The organism is Streptomyces sp. NPDC051738 (assembly GCF_044453205.1).
Lineage (GTDB): Bacteria > Actinomycetota > Actinomycetes > Streptomycetales > Streptomycetaceae > Streptomyces.
In genome coordinates this window covers 718,838-732,467 of the sequence record NZ_JBITCM010000002.1, presented here as the reverse complement: position 1 = coordinate 732,467, position 13,630 = coordinate 718,838, and the positions used below count along the sequence as shown (strand labels likewise).

Below are 13,630 nucleotides of genomic sequence, written 5' to 3'. Positions count from 1 at the left end.
CCTACCCGTCCCATCCCCCAGGGGCTCTGCCCCTTCGACCCCGGCCCGCTTCTGGGGGCTGCCGCCCCCAGACCCCCGCTTCGGCCCTGAAGGGGCCTCGTCCTCAAACGCCGGACGGGCTGAAATGCGCGGGCCTGCGCCGAGAAGTCGCCCCTCGCTCCACCATGACGGCCCCTGCGGGTGGGTGGGGGATCGGGATGGTGCTGCCTCGGCCTCAAACGCCGGACGGGCTGAAAGTGCCTGGGCCGGTGCCGAGACGTCGCCCCTCGCTGCACCGTGACGGCCCCTGCGGGTGGGTGGGGGATCGGGATGGTGCGGCCTCGGCCTCAAACGCCGGACGGGCTGAAAGTGCCTGGGCCGACCTCCAGACAGTGCCGTCGGTCCATTGAGGTCCCCTGCGGGTGGTGGGGGATCGGGGCGGCTTCCTGCACTCGGGTGGGTGTGGGTTAGGGCTGGGCTGGGCTCGGCCTCTGGGGTGGGGCGGGCAAGTACGGCGCTGTTGAGGGGAGGCTCAGGTCTGAGGGGAGTAGGGAACCCAGCCAGCAGTCGCGGCGTACGCCCTGGTGGACGAGGGCGGAGCGGAGGGTGCCCTCGAGGGTGAAGCCGGTGCGTTCTGCGACTGCGCGGGAGGGGTGGTTGCCGACCTCCGCGCGCCATTCCACGCGGTCGATCGACAGGTGGACGAAGGCCCAGCGGGAGGCGGCCAGGACGGCCTCGCTGACGTAGCCGTTGCCGCGGTGTTCCTTCGCTGCCCAGAAACCGATCTCGGCCCCGCTCATGGAACGCATCGTGACGCCGAGCATGCCCACCAGGTCCTCCCCTTCGGGGAGGAAGAGGCCCCAGGTGAACATCGAACCGTTGTGCCAGCCCTCCGGGACCTGTTGGTGCGTGAAGCTGTGGGCGTGCTCGTACAGGTAGGGGGAGGGGATCGTGGTCCAGCGCAGGATGTCGGGGTCCTGGACGGCCTCGTACACGGCATCGGTGTCCGGTGGGCCGACCGTGCGCATGAGGAGGCGGTCCGTGGTGAGCGTGACGGGTTCCATCGGCCGATTCTGCTCGGGGGTTCGTCGCGCGCGCCATTCTTTATGCGCTGCGTGAACCAGCGCTGCGTGAACCATGCGGTGTGTGAGCGTGTGATCGCGTTTCGCACAATTCGTTGGTGGATCGCGGCACCATCCGCGACCCCCGGCCGTTGTCCCTTTGACGGAGATTTGAAGCAGCGGATCGTCGGCGTCCCCGGCAGGCTCCCGGCGCGGCGGGGTCCTCGCATACGATGGCCGTTGCTCAGACAAGTCAAATGGAAACCGACCGTCCCAGGCCCGACCGGCAAGGAGACCAACCCCCGTGTCCGTCCTCTCGAAGATCATGCGTGCAGGCGAAGGCAAAATCCTGCGCAAGCTGCACCGCATCGCGGACCAGGTCAACTCCATCGAAGAGGACTTCGTCGACCTCTCCGACGCCGAGCTGCGGGCCCTCACCGATGAGTACAAGCAGCGCTACGCTGACGGTGAGAGCCTGGACGACCTGCTGCCCGAGGCCTTCGCCACCGTTCGCGAGGCCGCCAAGCGCGCTCTCGGCCAGCGCCACTACGACGTGCAGATCATGGGCGGCGCCGCCCTGCACCTCGGCTATGTGGCCGAGATGAAGACCGGTGAGGGCAAGACCCTCGTCGGCACGCTGCCCGCTTATCTCAACGCACTGTCCGGCAAGGGCGTTCACCTGATCACGGTCAACGACTATCTGGCCGAGCGCGACTCCGAGATGATGGGCCGCGTCCACAAATTCCTGGGTCTGGAAGTCGGTTGCATCCTCGCCAACATGACGCCGGCCCAGCGTCGCGAGCAGTACGCGTGCGACATCACGTACGGCACGAACAACGAGTTCGGCTTCGACTACCTGCGCGACAACATGGCGTGGTCCAAGGACGAACTCGTCCAGCGCGGCCACAACTTCGCCATCGTCGACGAGGTCGACTCCATCCTCGTCGACGAGGCCCGTACGCCGCTGATCATCTCCGGCCCGGCCGACCAGGCCACCAAGTGGTACGGCGACTTCGCCAAGCTGGTCATCCGCCTGAAGAAGGGCGAGGCCGGCAACCCGCTCAAGGGCCTGGAGGAGACCGGCGACTACGACGTCGACGAGAAGAAGCGCACGGTCGCCATCCACGAGGCCGGTGTCGCCAAGGTCGAGGACTGGCTGGGCATCGACAACCTCTACGAGTCGGTGAACACGCCTCTGGTGGGCTACCTGAACAACGCCATCAAGGCCAAGGAACTGTTCAAGAAGGACAAGGACTACGTCGTCATCGACGGCGAAGTCATGATCGTCGACGAGCACACCGGCCGTATCCTCGCCGGCCGTCGCTACAACGAGGGCATGCACCAGGCGATCGAGGCGAAGGAAGGGGTGGACATCAAGGACGAGAACCAGACGCTCGCCACGATCACCCTGCAGAATTTCTTCCGCCTCTACAAGCGCCACGACCAGGACGGCAAGGAAGAGCCCGGCCTGTCCGGCATGACCGGTACGGCGATGACCGAGGCCGCTGAGTTCCACCAGATCTACAAGCTCGGCGTCGTCCCGATCCCGACCAACAAGCCGATGGTCCGCAAGGACCAGTCGGACCTGATCTACCGCACCGAGGTCGCGAAGTTCGAGGCGGTCGTCGACGACATCGTCGAGAAGCACGAGAAGGGCCAGCCGATCCTCGTCGGTACGACGTCGGTCGAGAAGTCCGAGTACCTCTCGCAGCAGCTCAGCAAGCGCGGCGTCCAGCACGAAGTGCTGAACGCCAAGCAGCACGACCGGGAGGCGATCATCGTCGCCCAGGCCGGCCGCAAGGGCGCCGTGACCGTGGCCACCAACATGGCCGGCCGTGGTACCGACATCAAGCTCGGCGGCAACCCCGAGGACCTCGCCGAGGCCGAGCTGCGCCAGCGCGGCCTCGACCCCGAGGAGCACATCGAGGAGTGGGCCCACGCCCTGCCCGCCGCGCTGGAGCGGGCCGAGCAGGCGGTCAAGGCGGAGTTCGAGGAGGTCAAGGACCTCGGCGGCCTCTACGTCCTCGGTACCGAGCGGCACGAGTCGCGGCGTATCGACAACCAGCTGCGCGGTCGTTCCGGCCGTCAGGGCGACCCGGGCGAGTCCCGCTTCTATCTGTCCCTGGGCGACGACCTGATGCGGCTCTTCAAGGCCCAGATGGTCGAGCGCGTGATGTCGATGGCGAATGTCCCCGACGACGTGCCGATCGAGAACAAGATGGTCACGCGCGCGATCGCGTCCGCGCAGTCGCAGGTCGAGCAGCAGAACTTCGAGACCCGTAAGAACGTCCTGAAGTACGACGAGGTCCTCAACCGCCAGCGCGAGGTCATCTACGGCGAGCGGCGCCGCGTCCTGGAGGGCGAGGACCTGCACGAGCAGGTGCAGCACTTCATGAACGACACGATCGACGCGTACATCGACGCGGAGACCGCCGAGGGCTTCGCGGAGGACTGGGACCTCGACCGGCTGTGGGGCGCCTTCAAGCAGCTCTACCCGGTGAAGGTCACCGTCGAGGAGCTGGAGGAGGCGGCCGGCGACCGTGCCGGGCTGACCGCCGACTTCATCTCGGAGTCCATCAAGGACGACATCCACGAGCAGTACGAGGCGCGTGAGACGCAGCTCGGCTCCGAGATCATGCGTGAACTCGAGCGCCGGGTCGTGCTGTCGGTCCTGGACCGCAAGTGGCGCGAGCACCTCTACGAGATGGACTACCTCCAGGAGGGCATCGGCCTGCGCGCGATGGCGCAGAAGGACCCGCTGGTCGAGTACCAGCGCGAGGGCTTCGACATGTTCACCGCGATGATGGAGGGCATCAAGGAGGAGTCCGTCGGCTACCTGTTCAACCTGGAGGTCCAGGTCGAGCAGCAGGTCGAGGAGGTCCCGGTCGAGGACACCAAGCCGGTGGCCGACCTCGAGAAGAAGGACGCGGTGCCGGCGCAGGCGGGTGCGCGTCCCGAGATCCGCGCCAAGGGCCTCGAGGCCCCGCGCCGCCCGGACCGGCTGCACTACACCGCGCCCAAGGTGGACGGCGAGGGCGACATCGTCGAGGGCGACTTCGAGAACGGCGAAGAGCCGGTGCGTTCCGAGGCCGACGGCCTCACGCGCGCGGAGCGGCGCAAGCAGTCGCGTGGTGGACGGCGCCGTAAGAAGTGACGTCGGTGAGGCGGTGCTGCGAGGACGTGGCGCCGTCGAGCGGACAGTGACAGTGGCGGTGCCTGGGGCGCCGTAGTGGCTGGAAGGGCCGGGTCTCCTTTGGGGGCCCGGCCCTTCGGTTTGGGCGCTTCGTGGCGTGGACGAGCCCGCGCTTGTGGTCAGTCGTCGTCCTTGTGGGGCCTTCGTGGGCCGCCCAGTTCCACGGCCGTGCAGCGCCAGCGGAGGTCGCCGCCTTGTTCCAGGCGGAATGCCATGGCGCGCAGCTGGGTGCCGGCGCCGATGCGGGCGAAGGCCTCGACGGCGCCCGGGCGGGGTTCGAAGAAGCCGATGTCGCGGACCACGGGGCGGGTGCCGTGGGTGCGCAGAGGGCTGCGTTCCGCGAGCCAGGCGAGGTCGTCGTAGGCACGGCCTGCGGTGTGGCGGAGCATCGAGTGGACGGGGCGCTGGCCGCTCAGGACCAGGAGCAGGCGGTCGGCGAAGACGTCGGTGGGGCGGAGTTGGGGGACGGCGGGGCTGTAGGGGGCCGGTCGGCCTGTGGGGGTGTGCGCGTGGCTCGGCTTGAGGGCTGGCGTGGGGGCGGTCGCGGTCGGTGGGCGGGTGTCCGCGGGCCTGGTGCGGGCGTGGAGTCCCGTGGTGCCCGGAGAGCCGGGTGGGCGGCCGTCGGGGGATGTCGTACGGGGTGCGCCGCCGCTCGGGATGCGGGGTGGGGTGCTGCCGGGGCGGCGGGTGTCGCGGCGGGTCGGTGGGCGGGTGCCAGGGCGGTGCTGGGTCCTGGTCATGACCTTGTTCATGGGGTCCCCGTTCGGTGGGCCCGGAGATACCGGGCAGTAACTTCGCGGTCGGTGATCTTGTACGGGGTTCTGGGTGCCGACGGCAAGGAAGCGCCGGCTCGGATCGAGGGGCCGAAAACTTCACTTATCTGGGTGATCGAGAGGCTCGAAAGGCCATGTTGGCGGGCCTGCACCGGGTGAGTTTCCGGACCGGAGTGGACGCCCGACGACGCGGTGATGGGGACTCGAAAGGGGACACGCGCACGTATCCTGAAGGCCGTTCGGGAGGTGCGGGGTCCGCCCTTCCGAGTCCTTGCGGAGCCTTCCGAGTACGAAAGCGGTCAGTCATGCGCGTCTACGTCCCCCTGACCCTCTCCGGCCTCGCCGAGGCGTACAAGACGGGCGAGTTGGGGACCCGGCCGCTCGTCGCGTACGCCGTCACGCCCGCGTTGCGCGAGTGGTACCTCTCCGACGACATCGAGGAGCTGGAGTACGCGGCGCTGAACCGGGCCGCGCTGGCCTCGCTGCGGCTGCTGGCGGCGGACGGCGGTGCGGTGCGGCGGCGGGTCGTGGTCGCCGTGGACGTGCCCGACGGGGCGGCGGTCGCCGATCCCGACCGGGGGCTGGATCCGTCCGCGTTGGGTGAGGTGCGGATCGCCGGAGGCGTGGCGCTGGCGAAGGCTGCCGCGGTGCATGTCGACTCGGGCGACGCGCAGGCGGATGTGACGGCGGCGGTGGAGGCGCTCGCGGCGGCGGACGGCGGGGACGACGACGCCCAGTTCGTCGTGGACGGAGCCGAGGACCACGAGCTGCTGTGGTACGCGACTCAGGAGATTCCGAATCTGGTGGGGCTGGGGGACTGACGCCGGCGCCGGATGGCTGCGGATGCCTCGTTGACCTGCCGTTCTCTTGATTGTCAGTGGTGGCGGGTACGGTTTTTGGCATGGGGAAGCGAGTAGGGACGCACATTGTCTGGGACTGGAACGGGACGCTGTTCCATGACAATGACGCGATCATCGGGGCGACGAACGCGGCGTTCGCCGAGCTGGGGCTGGAGCCGATCACGCTGGAGCGGTATCGGGCGCTGTACTGCGTGCCGGTGCCGAAGTTCTACGAGCGGTTGCTGGGGCGGCTGCCGAACGAGGCCGAGTGGGAGGTCATGGACGAGACCTTTCACCGGTACTACACCGAGCACCGGGTGAGGTGCGGGCTCACCGAGGGCGTGGCGGAGCTGCTCGTGCAGTGGCGGTCGGCGGGGCGCAGCCAGTCGATCCTGAGCATGTACGGGCATGACGAACTGGTCCCGCTGGTACGGGGGTTCGGGATCGAGGAGCACTTCATACGCGTCGACGGGCGGACCGGGCCGTCCGGCGGCAGCAAGGCCGAGCACATGGTGCGGCACATAGAGGCGCTGGTGAGTGTGGATCCCGCTCGTACGGTGGTGATCGGGGATGCCGCCGACGACGCGGTGGCGGCGCTGCATGTGGGGGCGCGGGCCGTGCTCTACACCGGGGGGTCGCACAGCCGGGCGAGTCTTGAGGCGGTGGGGGTGCCGGTGGTGGACACGTTGGGGGAGGCGGTCGCGGAGGCGGAGCGGCTGGCGGCGTAGCCGGGCTCTTTCGAGCCGTCACGTCACCGGTGCCTTCGCCCGTAGCACCGTCAGGAACTCGCGCATCCAGCCGGAGTGGTCCGGCCAGGCGCGGGCGGAGACCAGGGTGCCGTCGACCACTGCCTCGGCGTCCTGGAAGGTGGCGCCGGCGGCTTGCATGTCCAGTTCAAGGGCGGGGTACGCGGTGACGCGGCGGCCGCGGAGGCTGTCGGTCGCGGCGGTGAGCAGGGGGCCGTGGCAGATCTGGGCGACCGGCTTGTCGGAGTCGAAGAACGACTTGAGGATCTTGCGGAGTTCGGGGTCGTTGCGGAGGTACTCGGGGGCGCGGCCGCCAGGGATGACGACGGCGGCGTAGTCGCCGGGGTCGACCTCGGAGAAGGCGAGGTCGGCGGGCCAGGTGTAGCCGGGCTTCTCGGTGTAGGTGTCGAAGCCGGGTTCGAAGTCGTGGACCACGAACTGGAGCTTCTTGCGGGTGGGGGCCGCGATGTGGACGTCGTAGCCCTCTTCGCGGAGGCGCTGGTAGGGGTAGAGGACCTCCAGTGACTCTGCGGCGTCGCCGGTGACGATGAGGATTTTCGCGGTCATGTCGGTGCGCTCCTCTTGTTGGCCGTCGTGCCGTGGTCTGCGGCTCCGTCGGGGGCGGCCTACTGGGCAACGTGCCTCTGGGTGGCGGGATTGCCAAGGGGGTGTGCGGCTGTGGGGGTGCCAGGAGGGTGGGATTCTGTGACCGGTGTTCGCGGGGTGCACGGCGGTGCGGCTGGGTGCGGAGCGCTGCGCCGCCCGGCGCTACCGGGTGCCGCCCACGGGCTGCGACACGGGGTCGTCCCCGTGGCCGCCCATCGGCTGTCGCTGTGTGCGTTCGCTGCATCCAGCGGCCCCACCTCAGCATCCAGCGGCCCCACCTCACCGCTGTTTTCGGACACGGGCTGCCTCCGGATGGCCCGCTTCCGCCTCGTCCCTTGCCCGAGTCGCCCTCTCGGTCCTCCCTCCCAGCCTCCCTCTCGCCACCCCACATCGCCAGTTACGCCCTCCCCGCCCCGTTTGCCCCTGTGCAGAACGTCAAAGTTCCACCCCTGGTTTTGTACACATACGGCTCATGACGGGCCCCCTGTAAGGAGCGATAGCCTTGGTGGCGTGATCAGCGCGATAGCTCGCGGGGGCACTGGTGCCCCTGCCCTGCGCCCGGGGAGCACGGACGACATCCGTGACCGGGCGGCGGTCGCTGATCTTCGCGGGCGGGAGGGGGGCGCAAGGGCTCCCGGGACGTCATGTACACCCTGGGCCCGGACGTGGCAGAGAGCAGCGTCACACCCCGTGGGCAGCTCAAAATTGGCTCATATATCCCCGCTCATCTCACCTCGCGGCATAGCGTCGAAGCAGACCGGACACCCCGCGTCGCGGCGTTACGCCGGAGGGGAAGAGACCGTACTTCCTTCTACGTCACGCAATGGCGCGCGACAGGAGCCAGAGGACAATGCAGACCAAGCTGGACGAAGCCAAGGCCGAGCTGCTCGAGAGGGCCGCCCGGGTAGCTGAGAACAGCCCGGTCGGGGGGTATCTACCGACCGGGACGACGGACGAGGGCACCGCCGGCACCCCGGACCACGACACCGTGCTCGCGTTCCTCCAGCGCTACTACCTGCACACCGCACCGGAGGACCTCACCGACCGCGACCCGGTCGACATCTTCGGAGCCGCCTTCTCGCACTACCGTCTGGCCGAGAACCGTCCCCAGGGCACGGCCAACGTGCGGGTGCATACACCCACCGTGGAAGAGAACGGGTGGACCTGCAGCCACTCCGTCGTCGAAGTCGTCACCGATGACATGCCCTTCCTCGTCGATTCCGTGACCAACGAGCTGACCCGACAGGGGCGTGGGATCCACGTCGTCATCCACCCGCAGGTCTTCGTCCGCCGCGACGTCACCGGCAAGCTCATCGAGGTGCTCACCGCGCCGCCCGCCGGCGAGCCGCCGCACGACACCCACACCGAGTCCTGGATCCACGTCGAGATCGACCGCGAGACCGACCGCGCCGATCTGAAGCAGATCACCGCCGACCTGCTGCGTGTCCTGTCCGACGTCCGCGAGGCCGTCGAGGACTGGAGCAAGATGCGGGACCTGGCCATGCGCATGGCCGACGAGCTGCCCCAGGAGCCCCATTCCGACCTGCGTGAGCAGGAGTTCGAGGAGGCCCGCGAGCTGCTGCGCTGGCTGGCCGACGACCACTTCACCTTCCTCGGCTACCGCGAGTACGAGCTGCGGGAGGACGACTCGCTGGCCGCCGTGCCGGGCACCGGGCTCGGTATCCTGCGCGCCGACCCGCACCACGCCGAGGGCGACAGCCACCCCGTCAGCCCGTCCTTCGAGCGGCTGCCCGCCGACGCCCGCGCCAAGGCCCGCGAGCACAAGCTCCTCATCCTCACCAAGGCCAACAGCCGGGCGACCGTGCACCGTCCGTCGTACCTCGACTACGTCGGCGTGAAGAAGTTCGACGAGAACGGCGAGGTCGTCGGCGAGCGGCGGTTCCTGGGACTGTTCTCCTCCGCCGCCTACACCGAGTCCGTCCGCCGCGTGCCCGTCGTGCGGCGCAAGGTCGACGACGTGCTGCGGGTCGCCGGGTTCTCGCCCCACAGCCACGACGGGCGAGACCTGCTGCAGATCCTGGAGACGTACCCGCGCGACGAGCTCTTCCAGACCCCGGTCCCCGAGCTCCAGCAGATCGCCACCTCCGTGCTCTACCTGCAGGAACGCCGTCGGCTGCGGCTCTACCTGCGGCAGGACGAGTACGGGCGTTACTACTCCGCCCTCGTCTACCTCCCCCGGGACCGCTACACCACCGGCGTGCGCCTGCGGATCATCGACATCCTGAAGGAGGAGCTCGGCGGCACCAGCGTCGACTTCACCGCCTGGAACACCGAGTCGATCCTCTCCCGGCTGCACTTCGTCGTCCGGGTCCCGCAGGGCACCGAGCTGCCGGAGCTCAGCGACAGCGACAAGGAGCGCATCGAGGCGCGTCTCGTCGAGGCCGCGCGCTCCTGGGCCGACGGCTTCGCCGACGCGCTCAACGCCGAACTCGGCGAGGAGCACGCCGCGGAGCTGCTGCGCCGCTACTCCAATGCCTTCCCCGAGGGCTACAAGGCCGACCACAGCCCGCGCTCCGCGGTCGCCGACCTCGTCCACATCGAACAGCTCACCGAGGAGAACAACTTCTCGCTCAGCCTGTACGAGCCGGTCGGCGCCGCCCCGGAGGAGCGCCGTTTCAAGATCTACCGCAAGGGCCCGGCCGTCTCCCTGTCGGCCGTCCTGCCGGTCCTCACCCGGCTCGGCGTCGAGGTCGTGGACGAGCGGCCGTACGAACTGCGCTGCTCCGACCGCAGCGCCGCCTGGATCTACGACTTCGGTCTGCGGATGCCCAAGTCGGCGGGCGCCGGTGACTATCTCGGTGACGACGCGCGCGAGCGGTTCTCGGAGGCGTTCGCCGCGACCTGGACCGGCAAGGCGGAGAACGACGGCTTCAACGCCCTCGTGCTGAGCGCCGGGCTGACCTGGCGGCAGGCGACGGTGCTGCGGGCGTACGCCAAGTACCTGCGGCAGGCGGGCTCCACCTTCTCGCAGGACTACATGGAGGACACCCTCCGCAACAACGTCCACACCACCCGCCTCCTCGTCTCCCTGTTCGAGGCGCGGATGTCGCCGGACCGCCAGCGCGCGGGCCGCGAGATCGTGGACGCGCTGCTCGAAGAGGTCGACGCGGCGCTCGACCAGGTCGCGAGCCTCGACGAGGACCGGATCCTGCGGTCCTTCCTCACCGTCATCAAGGCGACCCTGCGGACGAACTTCTTCCAGGAGGCGCTCGGCGGCAAGCCGCACGACTACGTCTCCATGAAGTTCGACCCGCAGGCCATCCCCGACCTGCCCGCGCCGCGCCCGGCGTACGAGATCTGGGTCTACTCGCCGCGCGTCGAGGGCGTGCACCTGCGCTTCGGCAAGGTCGCGCGCGGTGGCCTGCGCTGGTCCGACCGGCGCGAGGACTTCCGTACCGAGATCCTCGGCCTGGTCAAGGCGCAGATGGTGAAGAACACCGTCATCGTGCCGGTCGGCGCCAAGGGCGGCTTCGTCGCCAAGCAGCTGCCGGACCCGAGCGTGGACCGGGACGCGTGGCTCGCCGAGGGCGTCGCGAGCTACAAGACCTTCATCTCGGCGCTGCTCGACATCACCGACAACATGGTCGCGGGCGAGGTCGTGCCGCCCGCCGATGTCGTACGGCACGACGAGGACGACACCTACCTCGTCGTCGCCGCCGACAAGGGCACCGCGACCTTCTCCGACATCGCCAACGGGGTCGCCGAGCAGTACAACTTCTGGCTCGGGGACGCCTTCGCCTCCGGCGGCTCGGCCGGCTACGACCACAAGGGCATGGGCATCACCGCCCGCGGCGCCTGGGAGTCCGTCAAGCGCCACTTCCGCGAGCTGGGCGTGGACACGCAGACCCAGGACTTCACGGTCGTCGGCATCGGCGACATGTCCGGTGACGTGTTCGGCAACGGCATGCTGCTCAGCGAGCACATCCGCCTGGTCGCCGCCTTCGACCACCGGCACATCTTCATCGATCCGGTCCCGGACGCGGCGACCTCGTACGCCGAGCGCCGTCGCCTGTTCGAGCTGCCGCGCTCCAGCTGGGCGGACTACAACACCGAGCTGCTGTCGGCCGGCGGCGGGATCTTCCCGCGCAGCGCCAAGGCCATCCCGGTCAACGCGCACATCCGCGAGGCCCTCGGCATCAAGGGCAAGGTCTCCAAGATGACGCCGGCCGAGCTGATGAAGGCCATCCTCAGCGCGCAGGTGGACCTGCTGTGGAACGGCGGCATCGGTACGTATGTGAAGGCCTCGACCGAGACCCAGGCGGACGTCGGTGACAAGGCCAACGACGTCATCCGCGTCGACGGCGCCGACCTGCGCGTCAAGGTCGTCGGCGAGGGCGGCAACCTGGGCCTGACCCAGCTCGGCCGGATCGAGTTCGCGCGACACGGCGGCAAGATCAACAGCGATGCCATCGACAACAGCGCGGGCGTGGACACCTCCGACCACGAGGTGAACATCAAGATCCTGCTCAACGGCCTGGTCGCAGAGGGCGACATGACCGTCAAGCAGCGCAACAAGCTGCTCGCCGAGATGACCGACGAGGTCGGCCGCCTGGTCCTGCGCAACAACTACGCGCAGAACACGGCGATCGCCAACGCCCTCGCCCAGTCCAAGGACATGCTCCACGCCCAGCAGCGCTTCATGAAGCACCTGGTCAGGGAGGGTCACCTGAACCGGGCGCTGGAGTTCCTGCCCACCGACCGCCAGATCCGCGAACGCCTCGGCACCGGCCATGGCCTGACCGGCGCGGAGACGGCCGTCCTGCTGGCGTACACCAAGATCACGGTCGCCGACGAACTGCTGGACACCTCGTTGCCGGACGACCCGTACCTGAGCACCCTGCTGCACGCGTACTTCCCGACCGCGCTGCGCGAGCAGTTCCCGGAGTACCTCGTCAGTCACCCGCTGCGCCGTGAGATCACCACGACCGTGCTGGTCAACGACACGGTCAACACGGGCGGTACGACGTATCTGCACCGGCTGCGCGAGGAGACCGGTGCCTCACTGGAGGAGATCGTCCGGGCGCAGACCGTGGCCCGCGCGATCTTCCGCTCGGCGGTCGTGTGGGACGCGGTCGAGGCGCTCGACAACAAGGTCGACGCCGCCGTCCAGACCCGGATCCGGCTGCACTCGCGCCGCCTCGTCGAGCGCGGCACGCGCTGGCTGCTCAACAACCGGCCGCAGCCGCTGGAGCTCGCCGACACCATCGACTTCTTCGCCGAGCGGGTCGAGCAGGTCTGGTCGCAGTTGCCGAAGCTGCTCAAGGGCGCGGACCTGGAGTGGTACCAGCAGATCTACGACGAGCTGACCGGCGTCGGCGTCCCGGCCGAACTGGCCACCCGCGTGGCCGGGTTCTCCTCGGCCTTCCCGACGCTGGACATCGTGTCCGTGGCCGACCGCCTGGGCAAGGACTCGATGGACGTCGCCGAGGTCTACTACGACCTCGCCGACCGCCTCAGCATCACCCAGCTCATGGACCGCATCATCGAGCTGCCTCGCTCGGACCGCTGGCAGTCGATGGCCCGCGCCTCCATCCGCGAGGACCTCTACGCCGCCCACGCGGCCCTGACCTCGGACATCCTGGCGGCCGGCAACGGCACCGCGACGCCCGAGCAGCGGTTCAAGGCGTGGGAGCAGAAGAACACGGCGATTCTTGGGCGGGCGCGGACGACGCTGGAGGATATCCAGGGGTCGGAGGCCTTCGATCTGGCCAACCTGTCGGTGGCCATGCGGACCATGCGGACGTTGTTGCGGCAGCATTCGTAAGTCTTTGAGTGGTACGTAGGTCAGGGCGCCCCGGACTGTGACAGTCCGGGGCGCTCGTGCATGTGGGGCAAAACGGCTCGCGTGAGCATGATGCGGGCCGTGTTGCGGAGAACGGCGGGCGTTCCGCAGGTCGTTGCCGGGCTTGCCGCCGGGTTCGTAGTCCTGCTGCTCGTCCTCGTGATCGTCCGGCTGCCGTGGGCCGGTGACCTCGGCGTGCACGCGGCGACCGTGCAGAGGCTGCGGCACAGCCTGGTCGATCCCGGCAATCCTCTGGGCGACGCGGACACGCCGAGTCCGTACTACTCGCCGTGGGTGGGGTACCACTGGGTCACTCCGTGGGTGAAGTACGGGGATGTCGTCATGGCGCGGACGGTTCCGGCTCGGCAGATTTCGGCGTACGGGGCTTACACCGTGGCGCCTGGGCATCCCGACTTCTTCCTGCCGGATGAGGGGCGGCGGGAGGCGGCTGTGCGGCGGTACTTCGCGGTGGGGACGTCGGTGGGTGTGCGGCGGGGGGTTGTGGAGGCATATCGGGTGCGGTGGGTTGTGGATCGGGGGGTGGGGCGGAGGGAGGCGGGGGTGCGGGTGGTGGCTTGGGGGCCGGGTGGGGAGGTGTTGTATGAGGTGGTGCGGTGAGGTTCGTGTGTT

General features: G+C 69.0%; 8 protein-coding genes. 5 read left to right on the top strand and 3 right to left on the bottom strand.

Translation table 11 applies throughout. The features are described 5' to 3' along the window. Window positions 1-446 precede the first annotated feature (446 nt). A complete protein-coding gene (locus ACIA8X_RS07845; protein ID WP_399457972.1) occupies window positions 447-1,043 on the bottom strand; it encodes a GNAT family N-acetyltransferase in 597 nt (198 codons plus the stop codon). A gap of 301 nt (window positions 1,044-1,344) precedes the next feature. On the opposite strand from ACIA8X_RS07845, the gene secA reads away from it, so the two are divergent. Continuing rightward, window positions 1,345-4,194 (top strand): preprotein translocase subunit SecA, encoded by a 2,850-nt coding sequence (gene secA / locus ACIA8X_RS07840; protein ID WP_393457030.1) that lies wholly within the window; start codon window positions 1,345-1,347, stop codon window positions 4,192-4,194. Between the two features lie 158 nt (window positions 4,195-4,352). Here secA and ACIA8X_RS07835 read toward each other — a convergent pair whose 3' ends face one another. Next, window positions 4,353-4,985 (bottom strand): Rv3235 family protein, encoded by a 633-nt coding sequence (locus ACIA8X_RS07835; RefSeq protein WP_393457033.1) that lies wholly within the window; start codon window positions 4,983-4,985, stop codon window positions 4,353-4,355. Between the two features lie 326 nt (window positions 4,986-5,311). Between ACIA8X_RS07835 and ACIA8X_RS07830 the strand changes: the two genes are divergently transcribed. Continuing rightward, window positions 5,312-5,827, top strand: a complete 516-nt coding sequence (locus tag ACIA8X_RS07830; RefSeq protein ID WP_393457036.1) for a DUF6912 family protein — start codon at window positions 5,312-5,314, stop codon at window positions 5,825-5,827. Window positions 5,828-5,907: 80 nt separating this feature from the next. Beyond that, a complete protein-coding gene (locus ACIA8X_RS07825) occupies window positions 5,908-6,573 on the top strand; it encodes an HAD family hydrolase (protein WP_393457039.1) in 666 nt (221 codons plus the stop codon). A gap of 18 nt (window positions 6,574-6,591) precedes the next feature. Here the strand turns inward: ACIA8X_RS07825 and ACIA8X_RS07820 are convergent, their stop codons facing one another. Continuing rightward, a complete protein-coding gene (locus ACIA8X_RS07820) occupies window positions 6,592-7,158 on the bottom strand; it encodes a DJ-1/PfpI family protein (RefSeq protein ID WP_393457042.1) in 567 nt (188 codons plus the stop codon). A gap of 889 nt (window positions 7,159-8,047) precedes the next feature. Here ACIA8X_RS07820 and ACIA8X_RS07815 point away from each other — a divergent pair. After that, the gene (locus tag ACIA8X_RS07815) at window positions 8,048-12,982 is read left to right on the top strand and encodes an NAD-glutamate dehydrogenase (protein ID WP_399457971.1); all 4,935 of its coding nucleotides are present in this window, start codon (window positions 8,048-8,050) and stop codon (window positions 12,980-12,982) included. Window positions 12,983-13,081: 99 nt separating this feature from the next. After that, window positions 13,082-13,618: a hypothetical protein gene (locus ACIA8X_RS07810; protein WP_399457970.1), complete on the top strand. Its 537-nt coding sequence runs from the start codon at window positions 13,082-13,084 to the stop codon at window positions 13,616-13,618. Window positions 13,619-13,630 lie beyond the last annotated feature (12 nt).

Coding starts and splice junctions, on each gene's coding strand:
- ACIA8X_RS07835 (WP_393457033.1), bottom strand. CDS start 4,985: ATGAACAAGGTCATGACCAGGACCCAGCACCGCCCTGGCACCCGCCCA.
- ACIA8X_RS07830 (WP_393457036.1), top strand. CDS start 5,312: ATGCGCGTCTACGTCCCCCTGACCCTCTCCGGCCTCGCCGAGGCGTAC.
- ACIA8X_RS07820 (WP_393457042.1), bottom strand. CDS start 7,158: ATGACCGCGAAAATCCTCATCGTCACCGGCGACGCCGCAGAGTCACTG.
- ACIA8X_RS07845 (WP_399457972.1), bottom strand. CDS start 1,043: ATGGAACCCGTCACGCTCACCACGGACCGCCTCCTCATGCGCACGGTC.
- ACIA8X_RS07825 (WP_393457039.1), top strand. CDS start 5,908: ATGGGGAAGCGAGTAGGGACGCACATTGTCTGGGACTGGAACGGGACG.
- ACIA8X_RS07815 (WP_399457971.1), top strand. CDS start 8,048: ATGCAGACCAAGCTGGACGAAGCCAAGGCCGAGCTGCTCGAGAGGGCC.